Origin of the sequence: Sphingomonas sp. PAMC26645 (assembly GCF_004795835.1) — a bacterium.
GTDB lineage: Bacteria > Pseudomonadota > Alphaproteobacteria > Sphingomonadales > Sphingomonadaceae > Sphingomonas.
Genome location: NZ_CP039249.1, coordinates 775,980 through 797,500 on the forward strand (window position 1 = coordinate 775,980; position 21,521 = coordinate 797,500).

General features: G+C 66.8%; 23 protein-coding genes (1 of these 23 only partly in view). 14 read left to right on the forward strand and 9 right to left on the reverse strand.

Going from position 1 to position 21,521, the window contains the following annotated elements; genetic code table 11:
- Window positions 1-80 precede the first annotated feature (80 nt).
- From E5673_RS03775 to pal, 6 genes are all read left to right on the forward strand, one after another.
- Window positions 81-539 carry a YbgC/FadM family acyl-CoA thioesterase gene (locus E5673_RS03775; RefSeq protein WP_136188995.1) on the forward strand — a complete coding sequence of 153 codons (459 nt, stop codon included), beginning with the start codon at window positions 81-83 and terminating at the stop codon, window positions 537-539.
- Entirely contained in the window at window positions 536-1,228 is a 693-nt protein-coding gene (gene tolQ, locus E5673_RS03780; RefSeq protein WP_056053223.1) for a protein TolQ, read from the forward strand. Before E5673_RS03775 ends, tolQ begins: the two co-directional genes overlap by 4 nt.
- A gap of 182 nt (window positions 1,229-1,410) precedes the next feature.
- Window positions 1,411-1,848 (forward strand): protein TolR, encoded by a 438-nt coding sequence (tolR, locus tag E5673_RS03785; RefSeq protein ID WP_056053220.1) that lies wholly within the window; start codon window positions 1,411-1,413, stop codon window positions 1,846-1,848.
- A gap of 13 nt (window positions 1,849-1,861) precedes the next feature.
- A complete protein-coding gene (locus E5673_RS03790) occupies window positions 1,862-2,899 on the forward strand; it encodes a cell envelope biogenesis protein TolA (RefSeq protein WP_136188996.1) in 1,038 nt (345 codons plus the stop codon).
- A 131-nt stretch (window positions 2,900-3,030) separates the two neighbouring features.
- Entirely contained in the window at window positions 3,031-4,512 is a 1,482-nt protein-coding gene (tolB, locus tag E5673_RS03795) for a Tol-Pal system beta propeller repeat protein TolB (protein WP_247599557.1), read from the forward strand.
- A 52-nt stretch (window positions 4,513-4,564) separates the two neighbouring features.
- Window positions 4,565-5,092: a peptidoglycan-associated lipoprotein Pal gene (gene pal, locus E5673_RS03800; RefSeq protein WP_136188997.1), complete on the forward strand. Its 528-nt coding sequence runs from the start codon at window positions 4,565-4,567 to the stop codon at window positions 5,090-5,092.
- Window positions 5,093-5,263: 171 nt separating this feature from the next.
- Here pal and E5673_RS03805 read toward each other — a convergent pair whose 3' ends face one another.
- The 4 genes from E5673_RS03805 to E5673_RS03820 all read right to left on the reverse strand — a co-directional run bounded on the left by E5673_RS03805 (window position 5,264) and on the right by E5673_RS03820 (window position 8,758).
- A complete protein-coding gene (locus tag E5673_RS03805; RefSeq protein WP_136188998.1) occupies window positions 5,264-6,115 on the reverse strand; it encodes a S1/P1 nuclease in 852 nt (283 codons plus the stop codon).
- Entirely contained in the window at window positions 6,112-7,032 is a 921-nt protein-coding gene (locus E5673_RS03810; RefSeq protein ID WP_136188999.1) for an isoaspartyl peptidase/L-asparaginase, read from the reverse strand. Before E5673_RS03810 ends, E5673_RS03805 begins: the two co-directional genes overlap by 4 nt.
- Window positions 7,029-8,168: an acyltransferase gene (locus E5673_RS03815; RefSeq protein ID WP_136189000.1), complete on the reverse strand. Its 1,140-nt coding sequence runs from the start codon at window positions 8,166-8,168 to the stop codon at window positions 7,029-7,031. Before E5673_RS03815 ends, E5673_RS03810 begins: the two co-directional genes overlap by 4 nt.
- 68 nt (window positions 8,169-8,236) lie before the next feature.
- The gene (locus E5673_RS03820; RefSeq protein WP_136189001.1) at window positions 8,237-8,758 is read right to left on the reverse strand and encodes a DUF1993 domain-containing protein; all 522 of its coding nucleotides are present in this window, start codon (window positions 8,756-8,758) and stop codon (window positions 8,237-8,239) included.
- Between the two features lie 115 nt (window positions 8,759-8,873).
- Between E5673_RS03820 and ispG the strand changes: the two genes are divergently transcribed.
- The 3 genes from ispG to E5673_RS03835 all read left to right on the forward strand — a co-directional run bounded on the left by ispG (window position 8,874) and on the right by E5673_RS03835 (window position 11,693).
- Window positions 8,874-10,013 carry a flavodoxin-dependent (E)-4-hydroxy-3-methylbut-2-enyl-diphosphate synthase gene (gene ispG / locus E5673_RS03825; protein ID WP_136189002.1) on the forward strand — a complete coding sequence of 380 codons (1,140 nt, stop codon included), beginning with the start codon at window positions 8,874-8,876 and terminating at the stop codon, window positions 10,011-10,013.
- Between the two features lie 334 nt (window positions 10,014-10,347).
- Window positions 10,348-11,220, forward strand: a complete 873-nt coding sequence (locus E5673_RS03830; protein ID WP_247599558.1) for a DMT family transporter — start codon at window positions 10,348-10,350, stop codon at window positions 11,218-11,220.
- Window positions 11,217-11,693, forward strand: a complete 477-nt coding sequence (locus tag E5673_RS03835; protein WP_136189004.1) for a GNAT family N-acetyltransferase — start codon at window positions 11,217-11,219, stop codon at window positions 11,691-11,693. Before E5673_RS03830 ends, E5673_RS03835 begins: the two co-directional genes overlap by 4 nt.
- A 161-nt stretch (window positions 11,694-11,854) precedes the next feature.
- Here the strand turns inward: E5673_RS03835 and E5673_RS03840 are convergent, their stop codons facing one another.
- The 4 genes from E5673_RS03840 to E5673_RS03855 all read right to left on the reverse strand — a co-directional run bounded on the left by E5673_RS03840 (window position 11,855) and on the right by E5673_RS03855 (window position 15,823).
- Window positions 11,855-12,517, reverse strand: coding sequence for a TIGR02466 family protein (locus tag E5673_RS03840; RefSeq protein WP_136189005.1), 663 nt, complete (start codon window positions 12,515-12,517; stop codon window positions 11,855-11,857).
- Between the two features lie 4 nt (window positions 12,518-12,521).
- Window positions 12,522-13,100, reverse strand: a complete 579-nt coding sequence (gene ppa, locus E5673_RS03845; protein ID WP_056066165.1) for an inorganic diphosphatase — start codon at window positions 13,098-13,100, stop codon at window positions 12,522-12,524.
- A 76-nt stretch (window positions 13,101-13,176) separates the two neighbouring features.
- Window positions 13,177-15,090, reverse strand: a complete 1,914-nt coding sequence (locus tag E5673_RS03850) for a M61 family metallopeptidase (protein ID WP_136189006.1) — start codon at window positions 15,088-15,090, stop codon at window positions 13,177-13,179.
- Between the two features lie 82 nt (window positions 15,091-15,172).
- On the reverse strand, window positions 15,173-15,823 hold the full coding sequence (locus E5673_RS03855; RefSeq protein ID WP_136189007.1) for a DUF1345 domain-containing protein: 651 nt from the start codon (window positions 15,821-15,823) through the stop codon (window positions 15,173-15,175).
- Between the two features lie 49 nt (window positions 15,824-15,872).
- On the opposite strand from E5673_RS03855, the gene hisS reads away from it, so the two are divergent.
- From hisS to E5673_RS03875, 4 genes are all read left to right on the forward strand, one after another.
- Complete coding sequence (gene hisS, locus E5673_RS03860) at window positions 15,873-17,108, forward strand: histidine--tRNA ligase (RefSeq protein WP_136189008.1); 1,236 nt, start codon at window positions 15,873-15,875, stop codon at window positions 17,106-17,108.
- Between the two features lie 145 nt (window positions 17,109-17,253).
- Entirely contained in the window at window positions 17,254-18,327 is a 1,074-nt protein-coding gene (prfA, locus tag E5673_RS03865; RefSeq protein WP_136189009.1) for a peptide chain release factor 1, read from the forward strand.
- 126 nt (window positions 18,328-18,453) lie between these two features.
- On the forward strand, window positions 18,454-19,272 hold the full coding sequence (gene prmC / locus E5673_RS03870; RefSeq protein ID WP_136189010.1) for a peptide chain release factor N(5)-glutamine methyltransferase: 819 nt from the start codon (window positions 18,454-18,456) through the stop codon (window positions 19,270-19,272).
- 256 nt (window positions 19,273-19,528) lie between these two features.
- The gene (locus E5673_RS03875; RefSeq protein WP_136189011.1) at window positions 19,529-20,785 is read left to right on the forward strand and encodes a DUF4167 domain-containing protein; all 1,257 of its coding nucleotides are present in this window, start codon (window positions 19,529-19,531) and stop codon (window positions 20,783-20,785) included.
- A gap of 106 nt (window positions 20,786-20,891) precedes the next feature.
- Here E5673_RS03875 and E5673_RS03880 read toward each other — a convergent pair whose 3' ends face one another.
- Window positions 20,892-21,182 (reverse strand): hypothetical protein, encoded by a 291-nt coding sequence (locus tag E5673_RS03880; RefSeq protein ID WP_247599559.1) that lies wholly within the window; start codon window positions 21,180-21,182, stop codon window positions 20,892-20,894.
- A gap of 71 nt (window positions 21,183-21,253) precedes the next feature.
- Here E5673_RS03880 and E5673_RS03885 point away from each other — a divergent pair, with 71 nt between their 5' ends.
- On the forward strand, window positions 21,254-21,521 hold the 5' portion of the coding sequence (locus tag E5673_RS03885) for a CBS domain-containing protein (RefSeq protein ID WP_136189012.1). 158 nt of this gene lie beyond the right edge of the window; the window shows 268 of its 426 coding nt (coding positions 1-268); the start codon lies at window positions 21,254-21,256; the stop codon falls past the right edge of the window.

The following is a 21,521-nucleotide window of genomic DNA, read 5'->3' on the forward strand; positions in this document are numbered from 1 at the left end:
GCGTCGCGCGGCGCCGGCCAGCGTGAACCGCGAAGGCAATGGTTGGCTTCGTGGCAAAGACTGGGTTAACAGCCGCGGCAATGGCTGAAGTTTCAGATCGTCCGGCGGAAGGCCGCTTCGAAGGGCGCGAGCACCGGTTTCCGGTGCGCGTGTATTTCGAGGACACGGATCTGTCGGGCGCGGTCTATCACGCCAATTATCTGCGCTACATGGAGCGCGCGCGGTCGGACATGCTGCGGCTCGGCGGGATCGACCAGCGCGCGACGTTCGAGGCCGGCGAAGGCTCGTACGCGATCGCCAGCGTGACCATCCGCTACGCCGCACCGGCGCGCCTCGACGACGCGCTCGTCGTCGTCTCGCGGATGACGCAGGTCCGCGCCGCCGGCGTCGCCATTCATCAAAGGGTCATGCGCGACGGGCTTCTCTTGGCCGAGGCGGAATTGGTGGCGGCGTTGGTCGCTCCCAATGGTCGCCCACGCCGCCAGCCGCGCGCCTGGATCGATATCTACGAACGCCTTGTCTGGCAGGGGGAAGCATGAATCCGGTGTTGACTATGGATAGCGCGACGCTGTCGCCGATCCACTTGTTCCTCCAAGCCGACTGGGTGGTGAAGGGCGTGATGATCGGGCTGCTGCTCGCCAGCATCTGGACCTGGGCGCTGATCGTCGCGTTCTGGCGGCGGATCGGCAAGACGCGCAAAGGGATGACCCGGTTCGAGCGTGATTTCTGGAAGGCCGAGGATATCGACGTCTTCTACAAAGCCGAGGGCGAGAACGACCTCCCATCGGCGCGCGTGTTCGCGGCCGGGGTAACCGAGTGGCGGCGCTCGACCGCGGGCGGCACGATCGACAAGAGCGGCACGCGCGAGCGGCTGGCGACCACCATGGGCGCGGCGGTCGCGGGCGAGATCGACAAGCTGTCGGATCGGCTGAACGTGCTGGCGACGGTCGGCTCGGTCGCGCCGTTCGTCGGGCTGTTCGGTACGGTCTGGGGCATCATGCGAAGCTTCACCAGCATCGCGGCGGCGCAGAACACGTCGCTGGCGGTGGTCGCGCCGGGGATCGCGGAGGCACTGTTCGCGACCGCGATCGGCCTGTTCGCGGCCATCCCCGCGGTGATCGCGTACAACCGGTTCAGCCACGGCATCAACCGGATCGAGGCGAGCCTCAACCGGTTTGCCGACGGATTCCACACCACCCTCTCGCGCCAATTGGACGGCTCGCGATGAGCGCGACGCAAATCCTCCCCGGCACGGGGAGGGGGACCGCGACGCGCAGCGGCGTGGTGGAGGGGGTTCTCCACGCAGCACAACGTTGGTGGAAAGGCGCCTCGAACGCAGCGCAGCGTATGACGCCCGCCCCCACCACCAGCTTCGCTGGTCCCCCTCCCCGCGTGCGGGGAGGATTTTAGGTGGCGATGAACCTGCCTTCTTCCCGCGGCCGTGGGCGTCGCGCGCCGATGGCGGATATCAACGTCACGCCGCTGGTCGACGTGATGCTGGTGCTGCTGATCATCTTCATGGTGACCGCACCGCTGATGACCGCAGGCGTACCGGTGAACCTCCCCGACGCGCGCGCGAAAGCGCTCGACCAGGAGCAGAAGCCCGTCGAGATCTCGATGGACGGGACTGGCGCGCTGTTCATCGACAAGGACCAGGTGACCGACGACGCGCTGCCGGTGCGGCTTGCCGCGATCGCCGCCAGCCGTGCGGTCGGCGACGAGCCGCAGGTGCTGCTGCGTGCGGACCGGAAGCTCGATTATGGCCGCGTGATGCGCGTGATGGGCGAACTCAACCGCGCCGGGCTGAACCGCGTCGCGCTGGTGACCGTCGAGGGTAATCAGAACTGATGGCGCTGGCCTGATGGATCGTTCGGAGAAGATCGGCTTAGGCGTTGCCGTCGTCGGGCATGTCGTGCTGTTCGGCGCGCTGTCGCTCGGCTTTCTCGGTGCGCCCGAACTGCCGAAGAAGATCGAGCAGCAGCCGATCGACGTGAGCCTCGTGCCCGACGTGGCGCTGGAGGCAACCGCGCCGCAATCGGTGGAGACGCCAGCGGAGTCGGTCGCGCCGGACGAGGGTGCGCCCGAGGATGCCGCGCCGCCTGCTCCGGAAGAAGCCGAGCTCGAGCCGAAGCCCGATCCCGTGCCGCCTGCGCCGCAGCCCAAGCCCGCACCACCGAAACCTGCGCCCAAGCCGCAACCGGCACCCGAGCCGAAGCCTCAACCCAAACCCAAGCCCGCGCCGCCGAAACCCGTCGCAAAGCCCGCGCCGGTCCCTAAGCCCGTCGTGAAGCCACAACCCAAGGCCGAGAAGGCGCCACCCGCCAAGGCCGCGCCCGCGAAGTCCGCGCCGACCAAGGCTGCGGCGAAACCGAGCGCCGCGCCCGCGAAAACGTCGTCCTCCGCGTGGTCGGCCAAGCCCACGAAACAGTCCTCGACCAAGGGCAGCGGCTCGACCGCGGAGGCCAAGACCTCACGGCCACGCGGGTCGCGGCTCGGCGACAATTTCCTGAAGGGGCTGTCGGCCGATCCGTCGCCGAGCAAGTCGGAGGCGCCCAAGGCGGCCAAGCTCGGCGCGCAGGCGGCGGCGAACATCGGCTCGGCGATCCTGCGGCAGGTGCAGCCTTGCGCCAACCGCCAGGTCACACCGGGGCCCGGCGCCGAGCGGATCCGCGTGACGATCAACCTGAAGCTCAACCGCGACGGCACGCTGAAGTCGCGGCCGACGATCAGCGGTCATGCGGGCGTCGACGACGACAACCGGCGCTATGTCGACCGCGTCGACGATCTGGCGATCGCGACCTTCGTCGGGTGTTCGCCGCTACGCGGTTTGCCCGACGACCTGTATGACGTGCAGAACGGCTGGAGCAATTTCAGCCTGCGCTACAAACTTCCCGGCTGAGGATGTCCGTTATGACTCGATCGATCCTGGGGTTTTTCCCTTTGCGCGCAACTTTGGTCGCGGGTGACCACCCATTGCACGGTAACCACCCCGGCGAAGGCCGGGGCCCAGTTGGAAAGGTCGATGTAACGATGAGCAACGCTCCCTCAGCGGCGTCCCCCAACTGGGCCCCGGCCTTCGCCGGGGTGGGGCTCGCGGTTGGCGGGCGTAAGGCTCGATCGGTTCTCGCTTCGGTTGGGCTGCTCGCGTTCGTCTCCGGCAGTGCAGCGCATGCACAGGACGCGCCCGCTTCAGCGCCACAACAAGCCCCCGCCGATCCGGCCGCGCCAGCCCCCGCAGGCGATCAGTCCGGCGGACTCGTGGTCGACGTCACCGGCGGTATCTCCGCGCCGATGCCGATCGCGATCCCTGTCATGCCGACCGCCGCGGTTGTTTCCACCCCAGCAGGCTCCACCGACGTGCTCGGTCGCCAGCTCGCCGACATCGTCACCAACGACCTCCGCAACTCCGGCCTGTTCACGCCGCTCTCCCCCGGCCAGCTCCGCCCGATCACCTTCCCCGAAGTCACCGCACCCGGGTTCGACTACTGGGGCAGCACCGGCGCGCAGGCACTCGTGCAGGGCTTCATTCGCGCCAATGGCGACGGCAACCTGACGGTCGGCTGCTACCTCTACGACGTGTCGTCCAAGGCCGAGCTGACGCGCACCGGGTTCGTCGTGCCGCCGTCGGACTGGCGTCGCGCAGGGCATAAATGCGCCGACATGGTCTACACCCGGCTGACCGGCGAAGGCGCATATTTCGACAGCCGCGTCGTCTACGTGTCCGAGACCGGACCAAAGGGCCACCGCATCAAGCGGCTCGCGATCATGGATCAGGATGGCGCCAACCACCGCTTCCTGACCAACGGCCAGTCGATCGTCCTGACGCCGCGGTTCGCGCCGAACCAGCAGTCGATCGTCTATATGAGCTATCTCAACAATCGCCCGGCGATCTATGTCTACGACATCGGCTCGGGCAAGCAGCGCCTGGTGGTCGCGAACGCGAACCTGACGTTTGCGCCGCGCTTTTCGCCGGATGGCCGCAACATCCTGTTCTCGATGGCGCAGGCGGGCAATACTGACGTCTACCGCGTGTCCAGCCAGGGCGGCACGCCGCAGCGGCTGACCAACTCGCCTGGGATCGATACCGGCGGCAGCTATTCGCCGGACGGTTCGAAGATCGTGTTCGAGAGCGATCGTTCGGGCGGGCAGCAGATCTACGTGATGAACGCAGACGGCTCGAACCAGCAGCGGATCAGTTTCGGCGGCGGGCGCTATGCGACGCCGGTGTGGAGCCCGCGTGGCGACCTGATCGCGTTCACCAAGCTCGGCGGCGGCTTCCGGATCGGCATCATGAGCCCGAGCGGCGGCGGCGAGAAATTGCTGACCAACGACTGGCAGGACGAGGGTCCGAGCTGGTCGCCTAATGGTCGCGTGATCAACTTCTATCGCTCGGGACGCGGCAGCGGCGGCAAGGCCGACCTCTGGTCGGTCGACCTGACCGGCGCGAACGAGCGGAAAATCCCGACGCCGCTGGACGGCTCGGATCCGGCATGGGGCCCCTTGCGGCCCTGAACCTGCTATGGGGGCATAACGGGGAAACGTGATTTTCTACGGGAGACTATCTATGTCGAAGCTTTCCAACATCTTGCTCGCGTGTACCGCGCTGATCGCTGTTTCGGGTTGCGCGAAGAAGCGTCCCGCCGTGCTGCCGCCCGCCCCCATCGACAACAACGCTGCGGTCGATCCCAATGCGGGGATGAACAACGGCAATGTCGGCGGGGCGATCGTGCCGGGGTCGGATGCCGACTTCCAGCGCTCGGTCAGCTCGAACACGGTGAATTTCGGGCTCGACATGTACGACATCGATCCGACCGCCCGCGCGATCCTCGACAGCCAGGCGCAGTGGCTGGCCAAGTTCCCCAACCAGCGGATCACGATCGAAGGTCATGCCGACGAGCGCGGCACGCGCGAATATAACCTCGCGCTGGGCGATCGTCGTGCGAACGCGACGAAGAACTATCTGGCGGCAAAGGGCGTGTCGTCGTCGCGGATGACGACGATCAGCTACGGCAAGGAGCGCCCGGTGGCGATGGGCTCTGACGATCAGAGCTGGGCGGCGAACCGTCGTGCGGTCACGGTGGTGCTGAACTAAGATTTGTCGCGGCAGTCCCTCTCCCCTCCGGGGAGAGGGAGGGAGGAGCCGCTTGGCGACGGAAGGGTGAGGGGCTTTGGGATAAGTGTCCCGAGCCTCAAGCCCCTCACCCTCCCACGTGCAAGAGCCCGCGGGCCTCTCCCTCTCCCCGGCGGGGAGAGGGTAAGCGGTTTAGCCTAGAGCCTTGTCGAGCAGCTTGGCCAGGCGAATACCGCCGCGGCGGATCCCTTCTCGCGACACCGGCACCATCTTGGCGATCGTCGCGTCGTCCATCTTCACGCGCGCAGGCACGGTACCGCACGCATCCCCGCCAAGCGCGGCCGCATACGCCTCATGCGAGGCCTCCCAGCTCTGCCGGCTCCAGTCGACGACCGTCCCAGCCCCGATCTTCGCCCGCTCGGCCGCCGGATACCGCCTTACCAGCGACGGCGGCGTCGAGATCGCGCGCTCCGCCAACGGGCCGTCCCAGATCGAATGCAGGTTGAACCGCGCCGGGCCGTAGATCCCGTAGTCGGCCTTCACGTCGTTGCCGCCCTTGTCGTGGCGGTCGCCAGCGTGCAGCGGCTGGTGGAGATCGCCGACGAAGTGGATCAGGAACGCGAGCGCGACGACGCGGTCGCGGGGCAGCGTCGACTTGTCGCGGAGCATCTTCACGTCGCGGTCGATCTGGTACGAGACGCAATCGCCTTCCTTGCACGCCGGCGTCAGGTCGAACGGCGCGCAGATGTCGACGTTCTGGTAATGCCAGCTGTACGCGAAGCCGAAGCGCGTCGATCCGTCGTTCAACTTCAGCGGCTTGATGCAGTCCGCCCAGACGCTGGCCTCCTCGATCGTACCCGCGGGGCAGGTCGGCGTGTCGAGCAACGCCTGTTGCGCAAGCAGTTTCCGAATCGCCGCCTTGGTTTTCGGCGTGACGTTGGCATAGGCGATCTGCGCGACGGTCTGGTGGCCGTACTCCCAGAACGCGGTGGCGGGGGAGGCGAGGCCGAGCGAGGCGATCGCGGCAAGGAGAAAGCGCTTCATGCCGGCTCGTTAGCGTAGATCGCGACCGTCCGGCTACCCTCGGAGGACGCGCGTCCGCGGTACATGCCGACGGTGTTGAAACCCCACGCCATGTCGCCGTCCGGCCCCGCGACGATCACCCCGCCGGTGCCGCCAATCGCCTTAACTTCGGCGAGCACCGCGTCGGCGGCGACTTGCAGCGGCTCGCCCGACAGGCGGACGCGCGCGGCGATCTCGTGGCCGACGCCGACGCGGAGGAAGAACTCGCCCGAGCCGGTGCAGGACACGGCACACGCACGATCGTCTGCAAACGTGCCTGCGCCGATCACCGGGGTGTCGCCGATCCGGCCCCAGCGCTTGCCGGTGACACCGCCGGTCGAGGTGGCGGCGGCGACATGGCCGTGCGTGTCGCAGGCGACTGCGCCGACCGTGCCGTACTTCATGTCGACGTCGAACCCTCCGCCATCGGCCTGGAACTCGGCGAACTGACGGCGGCGTTCGTCGGTGGCGAACCACGCGGCATCCGCCTGGGGAAGGTCGCGTTCGAGCGAGAACGCATCCGCGCCCTTTCCGGCGAGGAAGACGTGGCGGCCATCGTCGAGAATCGCGCGGGCTAGGCCGACGGGGTTGCGCGTGGCGGTGGCTGCGGCGACAGCGCCGGCTGCCCGCGTGCGTCCGTCCATGATCGCAGCGTCGAGCTCCAGCGTGCCGTCATGCGTGAAGACCGCGCCGCGTCCCGAGTTGAAGTGCGAGTCGTCCTCCAGCACACGCACCGCCGCCTCCACCGCATCGAGTGCCCCGCCGCCGTCCGCCAGCACCTTCGACCCGACGTCGAGCGCGCGCGACAGGCCGGCTCGCGCGCCCGCATCCTGCTCGGGCGAGACCATCTCGCTGTCGAGTTTGCCGGCGCCGCCGTGGATGACGAGGGTCCAGGTCATGCTGAGTCTTTCGAGGGTAGGGCGCGGAGGCCGATGAGGGGGCGGAGCGGCGCGATGCTGCGGCCGATCCAGTAGAAGCCGATGCAGCCGATCGTCGTCGCGGCGAGCAGGCACGCGAACTCCGCCCAGCCCGGCAGGCCGGCGGGGAGCAGCGCGTACATCACGAGGACGATGATCGTCTGATGGATCAGGTAGAACGGGAACACCGCCTCGGTCAGTGTGCGGCGCCAGCGATGGTCGCGGTTCCAGTGGCGCTCGGCGATCCCGATCAGCGCGACGATCGCCCCCCATTGCTCGAGCGCGTGCGCGACGCCGTAGCCGGGGTAGATCCAGCGCGGCGCGACGATGTCGCCCGGCCATTCCAGCTCGACGCCGATGATCGCGCCATAGCCGAGCACCGCGGCGACCGCGCCGACCTTCCACCAGCGCGCGATCGCCGCCATCGCGGGCTCTGAGCGGGCGAAGCCGAAGCCGAACAGGAAGGCAGGGAAATAGGTGACGTGCGCGACCCAGTCGCCGAACAGGGCTTGCGATTCGGCGGCCATCTGAAACCACCAGGCGTGGACGAACACGAGCCACGCGACGGGGAGGACGAGCACCGCCCAGCTGCCGAAGATCCGGTCGAATACCCGCTGCAGCCAATCGCCACGAATAACGATCAGGCCGAGCGTGAGCGTCGTGGTGTAGACCCAGAGATAGACGACGAACCACAGATGGTTCCACGTCGGCAGCGACAGCCCGGCGAGCTTGCCGAAGCGGAAATAGTCGTGGCTCCAGAACGTCAGATAGCTGCCGGCATAGGCATGCTTGGTGACCAGCTCGACCCAGGGTTGCGGCGGGACGATCACCGCCATGCCGAACAACAGCGGTACGAGCAGGCGGTAGCAGCGGTTGGCGAAGAATCCGCCTGTACCGCTCGACCGGTTGAGCAGCGCGCGGCTGGCATAGCCCGAGACGACGAACAGCAGCGTCAGCCGCCACGCGTTGCTCGCCAGCATCGGCAGCCGCACCCAGTCCTCGACATGAAGCGACTTCACGTGGAAGTTCCACGGCACGAAGACCATGCCGATATGGTAGAGGATCAGCAGCGCGAACGCACCGATCCGCAGCCAGTCCATGCCGAAATGCCGCGTCATCGCGCGGCCCTACGGGGCGGGGAGCGGTGCGGCAAGCGTGCGACGGCTGAGGCGTTCCCCGCGCCGGATCATGCTTTCATGCGCGGCGTGCCCATGAAGTCGCGCTTGCCGATCGGCACGCCCTGCGCGCGCAGGATCGCGTAGGCCGTGCTGGCATGAAAGTAGAAGTTGGGTTGTGAGAACGAGAGCAGGAAGTTCGCGCCGGTGAACGGCATGACGAACGTGCCGAACTCGAATGTCGTGTCGTTGTCGGCGAGCGCGTCGAACGTCTCCCGGTCGATCCCCTCCAGCGTGGCGATCGCGTCGCGCATCACCTTGTGGAGACCCGCGAAATCCGTCGGCCAGGCCGAGCGATCTGGCGCGAAGGTACCGGCGCGGACGCCTTCGATCCCGCCGACCGAATGCCCAGCGCACGCCTTCACCTGGTAGCCGAACGGCAGCATGTCGTCGGCGAGCTTCGCATCGATCAGCGTCGCGGGTTCGATACCCTTCTCGGCCGCGAACGCTTCCGCCTTGTCGAGCAGCGCGTCGACCGCGCGGAGAATCTGGAGGTTCGAGGGAATCGTCGCATCGTACAGGGACAGGGTCATCGCGTTCGCTCCTAAAGCCGTGCGCCGCTATGGCCGACGATCGCTACTCCGGCCAGCGATGTTCCGTTCCAGCGCGCAAGTCGCTATATAGGCCTCGAACTCCCGAGGAATCCCCATGTCCCTTCGTCCCTGGCGCGATATCACCCGCCGCAAGAGCCGCCAGATCATGGTCGGCAACGTCCCCGTTGGCGGCGACGCGCCGGTCACGGTGCAGACGATGACCAACACCCCGACCGACGACGTGCGCGCGACGGTCGACCAGATCCGCCGCTGCGAAGACGCGGGCGTCGACATCATCCGCGTGAGCTGCCCCGACGTCGAATCGACCACTGCGCTCAAGCAGATCGTCCGCGCCAGCCGCGTGCCGATCGTCGCGGACATCCACTTCCACTACAAGCGTGCGCTCGAAGCGGCGGACGCCGGCGCGGCGTGCCTGCGCATCAACCCGGGCAATATCGGCTCGGCGGCGCGCGTGAAGGAGGTCGTCGACGCGGCCAAGTCCAACGGCTGCGCGATTCGTATCGGCGTCAACGGCGGCTCGCTCGAGCGGCATCTGCTCGAGAAATACGGCGAGCCTTGCCCCGATGCGCTGGTCGAGTCGGCGCTCGATCATATCAAGCTGTTGCAGGACCATGATTTTCACGAGTTCAAGGTCGCGGTGAAGGCCTCCGACCTGTTCCTCGCGGTGGCGGCGTACCAGCAGCTTGCCGAACAGGTCGATTGCCCGCTGCATCTCGGCATCACCGAGGCGGGCGGGTTCGTTGGCGGCACGGTCAAGTCGGCGATCGGGATGGGGAGTTTGCTCTGGTACGGCATCGGCGACACCATTCGTGTTTCGCTGTCGGCGGAGCCCGAGGAGGAGGTCCGCGTCGGCTTCGAGATCCTGAAAGCGCTCGGTATCCGCAACCGCGGCGTCCGCGTCGTGTCGTGCCCGTCGTGCGCGCGCCAGGGTTTCGACGTGATCCGCACCGTGCAGGCGCTCGAGGAGCGGTTGCAGCACATCCGTACGCCGATGTCCTTGTCGGTGCTCGGCTGCGTCGTGAACGGGCCGGGCGAAGCGCGCGAGACCGACATCGGGATCACCGGCGGCGGCAACGGTAAGCACATGGTGTATCTGTCGGGCGTCACCGACCACCATGTCCAGGACGCCGACATGGTCGACCACATCGTCCGGCTGGTCGAGGCGAAAGCCGCGGAAATCGACGCGGCGGATGCGGCTATCGCGGCCTTGGTACCGGAGATGGCGGCGGAATAGGTTTCAGCGGTTAGCTGCTTACGCGCGCCTTTCACTAACTCTGACTTCTGTGAGGAGGACGGCGTGATGCGCGCATCCTCTTGCCGTACTCCCGCGAAAGCGGGAGTCCAGGGTTACCGGCGATAGCGTTCGTGGTCCTGGACCCCCGCGTTCGCGGGGGAACAGCACCTTGGACACCGCTTTATCAAACCGTCGACGTCCGCAACGGCAATTCCAGCACCGGCGATGGCGTCGCGATAGGATGCGGGTTAAGCGGACCGCATGAGGATGATCCGAACATTGACCGTTCACGATGCGGTCTAGTTCGGTGACGAACCGCGTCGTTTCCCCAGCATTGGCCTTCGCAATCGCCGCGCTGGGCATCGGACTGTTTTCCATGATGGATGCGGTGATGAAGTCGCTCGTCCTGGCGATCGGTGTCTATAACGCGCTGCTCTGGCGGCAGATGATCAGCGTCGGTCTCGGCGCGGTCGCGTGGAAGCTCGGGAAGAGCGGCCGGCCTAGCGGGCGCGCGCTGAAGCTGCATCTGGCGCGCGGGCTCGTCACTACGGCGATGGCGGTGCTGTTCTTCTGGGGGCTCGCGCGGGTGCCGATGGCGCAAGCGATTTCGCTGACCTACATCGCGCCAATTCTCGCGCTGCTGCTCGCGGCGGCTACGCTCGGCGAGCGCGTCGGGTGGAAGACGTTCGTCGCCTCGATCGCCGCGCTGGGTGGCGTGCTGGTGGTGATGATCGGGCAGGGACGCGAGGTGCCAGGCCCCGAGACGTTCCACGGGACGCTCGCCATCCTCGGATCCGCGGTGCTGTACGCGGTGAACCTCGTGATCGCGCGGATGCAGAGCCAGGCGGCGCGGCCGGGGGAGATCGCGTTCTTCCAGGCGCTCGTCATCACTGCGACGCTGGCGCTCGCCGCGCCTTGGCTGGTGGTGGTGCCCGAAGCGGCGCAGTGGCCCAAGCTCATTCTCGCCGCCGGGCTCGCGACCGCGTCGCTGTGGCTGCTCGGCTGGGCCTATGCGCACGGCGATACCGGGTTCCTGGCGACCACCGAATATACGTCGTTCGTCTATGCTGCCGGCTTGGGTTTCCTGGTGTTCGGCGAGCGGGTATCGGCGTTTACGCTGGCGGGCGCGGCGATCATCGTCGTCGCGTGCCTGTACGCGGCGCGGCGGCGTGACATCGCGCAAACTTCTATCGAGGCTAGTGCATGACCGTCATCCGTTCCGCCACCGCTGCCGATGTCGGCACGATCCTGCGCTTCGTTCGCGAACTCGCCACGTTCGAGCGCGAGCCGGATGCGGTCGAGGCGACCGAAGCGATGCTGGAAGAGGCGCTGTTCGGGGAGCGGCCTGCGGCGGAGGCCGTGATCGCGGAGACCGAGCAAGGCCCGCTCGGGTTCGCGCTGTTCTTCCACAATTTCTCGACCTGGACCGGCAAGCGCGGGCTGTATCTCGAGGATCTCTACGTGACGCCGGAAGCCCGCGGGCAGGGGGTCGGCGGTGCGTTGTTAGCGCATTTGGCGGGTGTCGCGCTTGATCGCGGCTGCGCGCGGTTCGAATGGTCGGTGCTCGACTGGAACGCCGATGCAATTGCGTTTTATCGGAAGGTTGGTGCGGTCGGGATGGAGGGCTGGACGATCCAGCGGATGTCGGGGGATGCTTTGGTGAAGCTGGCGGGCCGGTAGGTCGGAGCGCTAACTGGCCCCCCTCCCTGAAAGGGAGGGGCTGGGGGTGGGTTGGCCAGTTTTGGCCGCTCACTCACCACGGTCGCGAATGCGGAAGCCGACCCACCCCCAACCCCTCCCTTCCAGGGAGGGGAGAAGACTAGGCGTCGCCAACGGGGGGCCTAGCCCTTTACGTCGATATTCATTGCGATCGAGATGCGGTCGCCTGTTCCCAAGTGCGGGCGGACGCCGTGGCGGAGCCAGGCGGGGAAGAGGACCAGGTCGCCGGCTTCGGTCGGCAGGCGACGCTCGACCGGTTGCGGCTGGCCGTCGATCCCGACGAGGCGAAACCCCGGCAGCCGCATGAACGGCACCGGAAAGCGCGGGTCCTCGAAGAAGAGCTCGCCGCCTGCCTCACCGGACGCCGGTGCTACGCCCATGTGGACGTAATAGACCGCGGCCCACAGCACCCCGGGATGCGCGTGGCTCATGTTGAGCGCGCCGGGCGGCGACACGTTCGCCCACATCTTGACGGTCCACTCGACCGTCGCCGCATCGCGCCCATCGAAATGCGACGCGCGTTTCGCCATCTTGACCGCGGTATCGGCGAGCGCCGCCGCCGCCGGCCCGCCCCAGTCGAGCATGTTGGTGGCGGAATGCCAGCCACCGACATTCGATCGAGCCAAGCTGGGGGCGTCGGCGTAGCGATCAAGGATCGCGGTGCGCAATGCCGCGGTTAGGGCGGCGGCATCGGCCAGCCGTCCGTGCAGGATCGGCGTCTCGTACAGTCCGATCTGCGCCGCGCGGACGCGGATGCCGTCGAACGGACGAGACGCCGTCGTCATGCTATCAGCGTCCTGCGGTGTCGTCCGCGTTCATCGGCTCTTCGCCCTTGGCCTTCTCGGCGTTGTAGCGCTCGATCGCCTCGATCGTGACGCGCTTGGCTTCTTCGGCGTCGCCCCACTTGCCGACGCGGACCCACTTCGTCTTCTCGAGGTCCTTGTAGTGGGTGAAGAAATGCTCGATCTGCTCGAACACGATCTCGGGCATGTCGCCGCGCTCGCCGATATTGGCGTAATACGGGAACACGGCGTCGACGGGGACGCAAACGAGTTTCTCGTCGCCGCCGGCTTCGTCTTCGAGGTTCAGCACGGCGATCGGGCGTGCGCGGACGACGCAGCCCGGGATGAACGGCGAGCGTGCGATTACCAGCGCGTCAAGCGGATCGCCGTCCGGGCTCAGCGTATGCGGCACGAAGCCGTAGTTCGCCGGATACCGCATCGGCGTGTGCAGGATGCGATCGACGAACAGCGCGCCCGACGCCTTGTCGAACTCGTACTTCACGGGCTCGCCACCGGTAGGCACTTCGATGATGACGTTCAGGTCCTCGGGCGGGTTCTTGCCGGTCGGGATGAGATCGATACGCATGGCGGTCCTTTCAGAATATGACGGTGCCGGCGCTTCTCGACTGGGAAGCGGCCGGCACCGGTAAAGCAGTTGCTGGTCAGCGCGGCGTCAGCAGCTTGTCCAGCCCACCGTCACCTTTACCGACCTTCTGGAGGCGCGGATAGCGCGGGCCGTCGTGGTAATCGAGCGAGATATCACGGAAACGGTCGTTGTTCTTCACCGTAAGGCGGATCGGAAGCTTGGTGCCCTTCGCTGCGAGGATCGCCGCCTTTATCCGATCGGACGAATAGGCCTCGCTGTTGACCGCCTCGATCTCGGTGCCGACGTCGAGCCCTGCCTTGAACGCGGGGCTGTCCCAGATCGACGACGTGACCACGCCCTCCTTGTTGATCACCAGCCCAAGCGAATAGCTGACATCGGTGCCGCGCGTCTTCTCGGCCTGCTTCAGATATGGGCTCTGTTCCGGACCGTGGACCAGCTTGTAGCCGTTCATCGCGAAGCCGTTGATCGGGGCAGGCTTGCCTGTCTCGGTCAGGCGGGTGTTGAGGAACGTCGCCCAGTCATACGGGACGATGCCGTTCAACGTCCTCGCGACATCGGCGAAGGTATAGGTGAGTTCGCCGTAATCACCGTCCCGGACGCCGAAGAAGGCCTTGGCGAAATCGTCGATCGACTTGGTGCCGTTCGACTTCTGGCGGAGCATCGCGTCGACTTCCATCCAGACCATCAGGCCCTCGTTGTAGTAATCCTCCGAGCGCTGCCAGCTGGTCCAGCCCTTCGGCTTGCGCGCCGAGATCACCGGATCGTTGGTCGTGTCGATCAGGTTGCGCCACTGGCGGCCGGGCGCGGTGTCGTAATTGCCGAGGATCGAGGCGTAACCGTCGAGCGTGTCCTGCTTGCTGACCAGACCCGAGCGCGCCTGGAGCACATAGCCCCAGAACTGCGTCTGGCCTTCATATACCCACAGCAGCGAATCGCGCATCGGCGTGCGGAAGTCCGGCGTCCACAGGTCGGCGCCGCGGCGGAACTTGCCGTCCCAGCTGTGCGTGTATTCGTGCGGGAGCAGGTTACGGGCGGCGGCGCCGGTTTCCCATTCGGTGAAATAGCCCGGGCGAACGCCGTTCTCGGAACTGCGATGATGCTCCAGGCCGATCCCGCCGAGCTGATCGGTGATCGACAGCAGGAATTCGTAATGATCGTAATGCTGCGCGCCGAACGTCTTCACCGCCTGGTCGACGAGCCGCTTGTGCGCGTCGATCTGTTCGGGCTTGGCGGCGAGCTGATCGGGGCTGTCGGCGAACACGTTGAGATCGACGCGGGGGGAGAGCGGCCAGACCTTGCCGTACTTGCCCGCGAGCGTCGGCGAATCGACCAGGATCTCGTAGTTGGTCGTGTCGTAGCTGTAGGTCGAGCCGGACACCTTGGCCGGCACCGCGCCCGCCGCGGTCCAGCCGGCCGGATAGGTCGCGGTCATCTTGATCGGAATCTGGCGCGTGAAATAGCCCGCCGGGTACAGGCTGACGAGGTTCGGTTCGAGGCTGATCATCGTCGGCGTCATGACGATGCGGCCCTGGTCGCCCTTGGTCGCGGAGATGAACTGGAACTCGGCCACTACCGACTTCGCGCCGGTCGGCACGTCGATGTGGAACGCGAAGACATCGACCGGATCGCGCGTCCAGGGGACGATCTTCCCGTTCGCGCGGATCACCAGGCCGGCAAGCTTCTCGATCTCGCCGCGCGGGGAATGCGCGCCGGGCAGCCACTTCGGATAGAGCAGCGCCATCGGACCGGACTTGGCGACCGGGATGGTCTGCTTGACGCGGAAGATGCCGCGTTCGGTATCGGTAGCGTCGACATCGAGCAGCAACGTGCCGGGGTAGGGCGTGTCGACTGCGTCGGGGATCGTATCGACGAATGGCACCGGTTGCGGTGCGGTGTTGCCGGCGGGGACTTGCGCGAAGGCGGGTACGGCGGATGCGAGCAGGGACGCGACGAGAAGCTTGCGGATCAAGGAAGGGCCTTCCGGCTGAGAGACGATGACCCGAGGTGTAATCGCGATAAAGGGCAGTCGTCCAGTCCTTTACCGGGACTGCTCAACCACTCCCGAGCACGTTGATCGTGAACGCGAGCACACCGATGTTGAACACGAACGCCGCCATGCACTGGCCGAGCGCGGCTTTCCGCACCCGGCGCGAGGTGATCTCGACGTCGGAGGTTTGAAACGTCATTCCCAGCGTGAACGCGAAATAGGCGAAGTCCCAGTAATCGGGTTCGTCGCAGCTTGGGAAATCCAGACCCTTGGCGTCTTTCCCGTCCGGATCGTCGACATAATAGAGATGCGCATAATGCAGCGTGTAGATCATGTTCGAGAACAGCCACGCGAGCGCCAGCGTCGAGATCGTCAACGCGATCCCGACCGCGTCGTTCTTGCCCTGCAATTCCTTGGCGACCGCGACCAGGATGACCAGCATGATCGTTCCGCTGAATCCGAGCAGCACTGCGCGGTTGGCGTCGTTCTCTTCCGCTGCGCGGCGCATCCGTGCCGCGGTGGCGTTGCGGAAAAGCGTCGAGACCGCGATCAGGAACACCACCGCAGCGACGTCGAACGCCGCCATCGTGCCCCGCCCGAGCCCGAATCGCGGGATCAGCGTGGCGAGCCCGATCGCGAAGACCAGCACGAACAGGATGAAGCGCGGCGGGGCAACGCGTTGGCCGAGGCCCCAATATCTGGGTTTGTCGTTCATGCCACAGCGCTAGCGCTTCGCAGGCACGTCGCCTAGATACGCGCGCATCATGGCCAAGACAGAAACCCCGCGCCGCATTCGTGGCACCCAGGACATTTTCGGCGACGAACAGCGCCGGTTTGCGCACGTCCTCGCCACGTTCGAGCGGGTGCGGGCGCTGTATTGCTTCCAGCGCGTTGATATCCCGGTGTTCGAGTCGACGGCGGTGTTCGCGCGCTCGCTCGGCGAGACGACCGATGTCGTGTCGAAGGAGATGTACACGTTCGAGGATCGCGGCGGGGATTCGCTGACGCTCCGCCCGGAGTTCACTGCCGGCATTGCGCGCGCCTACCTGACCGAAGGCTGGCAGCAGTTCGCGCCGCTGAAGCTCACCACCAGCGGCCCGGTGTTTCGCTACGAACGCCCGCAAAAGGGGCGTTTTCGCCAGTTCCACCAGATCGACGCCGAGGTGATCGGTGCGGCTGAACCAGCGGCGGACGTCGAGCTGCTCGTGCTCGCGGATCAGCTGCTGCGCGAACTCGGCATTTCCGAGGGCGTGACGTTGCAGCTCAACACGCTGGGCGACGCGGCGACGCGCGACGCGTGGCGCGAGGCGCTGGTCGCGCATTTCGAGGCGCACCGCGGAGAGTTGTCCGAGGACAGCCTGACCCGGCTCGATAAGAACCCGATGCGGATCCTCGACTCGAAGGACCCGCGCGACCGCCCGATCGCCGACAGCGCGCCGGACATCGACGCGTATCTGACCCCCGAGGCGCGCGCGTTCTTCGAGGCGGTGACCGCCGGGCTCGACGCCGCGGGTGTCGCGTGGGAGCGCAACGCGCGGCTGGTCCGCGGCCTCGATTACTACCGCCACACCGCGTTCGAGTTCGTGACCGATCGGCTGGGCTCGCAGGGGACGGTGCTGGCGGGCGGACGCTATGACGGGCTGATCGGGTCGCTTGGTGGGCCCGAGACGGCAGGCGTTGGCTGGGCTGCGGGTGTCGAGCGTCTCGCTATGCTGCTGGAAGAACCGACTGAGCAGCGTGCCCAAGTCATCGTCGTTGCAGAGGACGACGACGCGAGTCTCGATGCGATCGCCCTGATTTCCGACCTCCGGCGAAATGGAGTCTCTGCCGATCTGGTTGCTTCCGGTTCGCCGAAAAAACGCTTCGACAAGGCCGTCAAGGCAGCCCCGCAGGCGATCGCGAGCGTTCGTCGTATCGACGGCGAAGTCATTCGAAAGTTGAAGATGCTCGGGTCGGAAACCGAAGGGCTTGAGGCCCAATTGAAGACGCTGCTGTTGTGACGGATCATTCGCAAATCCTCCCCGGCACGGGGAGGTGGCAGTGCGCGGCACTGACGGAGGGGGGCTTCCACGTCGCGCAACACCTGCGGCCCGCCCCCTCCACCCCCCTTCGGGCGGTCCCCCTCCCCGTGCCGGGGAGGATTTCATGACCCAGATCTCCCCCGACCGAATCCGCGCGATCGAGGCGCGGCGTGACGAGCTCCAGGCCCTGATGTCGACCGGCGACCTTCCCTCGGACCGCTTCGTCGCGGTTTCGAAGGAATATGCCGAGCTCGAACCCGTCGCCCAAGCCGCCACCGAAGTGCGCCGGTTGCGGCAGGAGGCCGAAAGCCTCGCGTTCATGGCCGAGGATGCCGACGACGAACTGCGCGCGATGGCGTCGGACGAGCTGCACGAGAACCGCACGTTGCTCGAGACCGCCGATCGCAAACTCGCGCTCTCGCTGTTGCCGCGCGATTCCGCCGACGAGCGCTCGGCGATGCTCGAGGTCCGCGCCGGCACCGGTGGCGACGAGGCGGCGCTGTTCGCGGGCGACCTGTTCCGCATGTACCAGCGCTATGCCGAATCGCAGGGCTGGCGGGTCGAGATGATTTCCGGATCGTCATCCGACGCGGGCGGTTTCAAGGAAGTCGTCGCCAGCGTCACGGGCCAGGGCGTGTTCGCCAAACTCAAGTTCGAGAGCGGCGTGCACCGCGTCCAGCGCGTGCCGACGACCGAAGCGGGCGGGCGAATCCACACCTCGGCGGCGACCGTCGCGGTGCTGCCCGAGGCGGAGGAGGTCGACGTCAAGATCGACGACAAGGACCTGCGCATCGACGTCTATCGCTCGTCGGGACCGGGCGGGCAGTCGGTCAACACGACGGACTCCGCGGTGCGGATCGTCCACATCCCAACCGGGCTGACGGTGATCCAGCAGGACGAGAAGTCGCAGCACAAGAACAAGGCGAAGGCGCTGCGCGTGCTCAGGACACGCCTCTACGAAGCCGAGCGCGACCGGCTGCACGCCGAGCGGGCGGGCGCGCGGAAGTCGATGGTCGGCTCGGGGGATCGTTCGGAGCGGATCCGGACGTATAATTTCCCGCAGGGTCGCGTGACCGATCACCGCATCAACCTGACGCTGCACCGCCTGCCGGAGATCGTCGCGGGCGAGATGGACGAACTGATCGGCGCGCTGGTCGCGCAGGATGAAGCGGACCGCCTGGCGCAGCTGGATGGCTGAGCGTTCCCTAGCCGCAACGGCATTCCCCTCCCGCTTGCGGGAGGGGTTAGGGGAGGGGCTTCCCGCTAAGGGCATCGCTCGGTGACAGCCCCTCCCCCGACCCCTCCCGCAAGCGGAAGGGGAGCAGTGAGTGCGGCGATCGCCACCGCCGCCGCGCAGTTCGCGTTCTCCGCCACCCCCCGCCTCGACGCGGAACTGCTCATGGCGCACGCGCTCGGCGTCGAGCGCAACGCGATCCTCCTCGACCCGGATCGCTACGCCGTCCCCGACGCCTTCGCCGCGCTCGTCGAACGCCGTCTCCGCCACGAGCCAATCGCCTACATAACCGGCACCCGCGGCTTCTGGTCGATCGACCTCGCCGTCGGCCCCGGCGCACTCGTCCCCCGCGCCGACAGCGAAACACTCCTGATCGCGGCCCAGGCGCACTTTGCCGGTCGAGCCCCCGCGACTGTGCTCGACCTTGGCACCGGCCCCGGCACCCTACTTCTCGCCGCGCTCGACGAATGGCCCGCAGTAGGCCTCGGCGTAGACTATTCCCCCCAAGCGCTCGCCTACGCCCGCGCCAACGCCGCAACCCTCGGCATGGCCGACCGCGCGCACTTCATCCGCGGCAGCTGGGCCAGCGCGATCGTCGGCCAGTTCGACCTGATCCTCGCCAACCCCCCCTACATCGCCACCGACGAACGCCTCCCGCCCGAAGTCCACGACCACGAACCCCACGCCGCGCTGTTCGCCGGCGCGGACGGGCTAGACGACTACCGGATCCTCGCCGAACAGCTCCCCGCACTGATCGCCCCCGGCGGCGCGGCGGTGATCGAGATCGGCTCGACGCAGGCTCTCCCCGTCACCGCGCTGCTCGAAGCGCAGGGCCTGCACGTCGCGCTCCACCACGACTATGGCGGCAACGCGCGTGCGTTAGTGGCAACCCACGCCCCCGCGACTTGAACAATATGGCGCTAAACCTCACATTTCGCTTGTAGTAGGTCCCTTGCGGACGCTATCACGCGGGCAGGGGCACGCACTCTCGACGATTGGTCGGTTTAGAGCGATGACCCGCATCCTTCGCTTTGAGGTCGCTGCAGTCCGGCGGCCCTGGCAAGTTCGACGTACCGATCTCGTCTAGATCGTCGGTGCGCGACGGGGGTTTGCACCGCATTTCGGAGCACGACCAGATTTTGGTTCGACGACTGAGGACACAAGCTTGATCAACAACCGGCAAGCCGGCCGCCGTCGCGGTCGTGGCAACAATAATAATGGCGGCGGCGGTAGTGGTGGCGGTCAACGCCAGGGTGGCGGCGGCGGCGGCCAGGGTGGTCGCGATACCGGCAACCGCATCGACAGCCGCGCGCGCGGCAACGCGAGCCAGCTGTACGAGAAGTACAAGAACCTCGCACGCGACGCGCAGCAGCAGGGCGACCGCGTAAACATCGAATATTACCTCCAGTTCGCGGACCATTACTTCCGCGTTCTGAGCGAAACCCGCGCCCGCTTCGAAGAGAGCCAGCCGCAGGCGCAGCAGCAGCCGCGCCGCCAGCAGCCGTTCGATCTCGATGGTGACGACGATTACGGCGACGAGGGCGAACCGATCCGCTCCGGCGAGCAGCAGGGCGCACAGGTTTCGTCCGAGCAACAGAACGGTGGCCAGCAGAACGGCCAGTACCAGAACGCGCCCCGTCAGAATCGTGAGGGCCAGAACCGCGAGGACCGCCCTCAGCGTGAGGATCGTCCGCAGCGCGAAGAGCGTCCGCGGTACGAGAACAACCGCTACGAAGGCCAGCGTAACGACGGCCCCCGTAATGAGGGTCAGCGCAACGAGGCTCAGCCGCGTAATGACGGTCAGCGCGAAGATCGCGTCCGTGGCGACAATCCGCGCAACCAGCGCAACGCCCAGCCGCGTGATGCCCAGTCGCGTGATGCCCAGCCCCGCGACGACCGCAACGGCGAAGAGCAGGATCAGGCACGCGAGGCCCAGTCGCGTGAGGCACAGGCACGCGAGACTCAGCCCCGTGACGAGCAGGTCCGCGAGCCCCGCAGCGATTACCGCGATGCGCCGCAGCGCGAGACGATCCGCCGCACGCCTCGCGTGAGCGCACCGGTCGCCAACGCCAACCAGGACTCAGAAGCCGATGCGGTCCGTTCGGTAACCGAAGCCCCCGAGCAGGCGGCTCGGCCAACCGAAACCGTCGAGACGGCGATGCCGGTCGCCGCGACCGAGGAGCAGCCCCGCCGTCGCGGTCGCCCGCGCCGCGATCGCAGCCTCGACGCACCTGTCGTGCAGGACGACGCAGCACCGACCGCATTCGACGCGGATCGCCTGCCGCCATCGCTCGGCATCTCGGCAATAACGCCGGCACCAGCGCCAGCACTGGCGACGGACGCCCCCGCCGCAGATGCCACGCCCGAAGAAAAGCCCCGCCGTCGCCGCGTTCGTGCGGTACCGGACGAAGTCGCAGGCTGAAGTCGTATCCCGGACCTTTCCGGGATGACGCTACGACTTGAAAAGGCCGGTGCCGCTTCACGCGACACCGGCCTTTCTCATGCCCGACATTATGCTCGCCGCCCGCTCAATCGAGCCGCGTCACGTCCTCGTCATGCCCGCTTCCTGAACTGAGGAATGCGAGCCCCATCAACAGTCCGGCCATCATCACCGATCCGCCGACCCCGCCCATCACCGCTAGCATCGTCACCAGATGCAGCGGCCCTTGCACATGCGCCATCGCCGCAATGATCGCCGCGACGCATATTGCCGCCGCCAGCACCATCCACGCCATGATCCCGCGAAACCGTGCCCACGCGAATGCAGCGTAATGCGGGTCGTCCAACCCGGCCGGCGGTTCAGGCAGTCGATCGGTCATCGCTTCACATTGCCGCGCAAACATGGTTTCCTCAAGCCAGGCGCAACAGACACAGTTGAGGAGAGGCGAAGATGACGATCGCGGCGATCCTGAAGGATAAGGGCGACATACAGTCGCTGACCCCCGACTCTACCGTGGCCCAGGCTGTGGCCCTGCTCGCGGAGAAGCGGATTGGCGCAGCGCCGGTGCTCGATGGCGGCAAGGTGGTCGGGATCTTCTCCGAACGCGACGTCATCCACTGCCTGCAGTCGGATGGCGCAGCGGCGCTTGAACGGCGGATCGGCGACGTGATGACCACCGCGGTAAAGTCGATCGGGCCCAATGAATCGGCGATCGGTG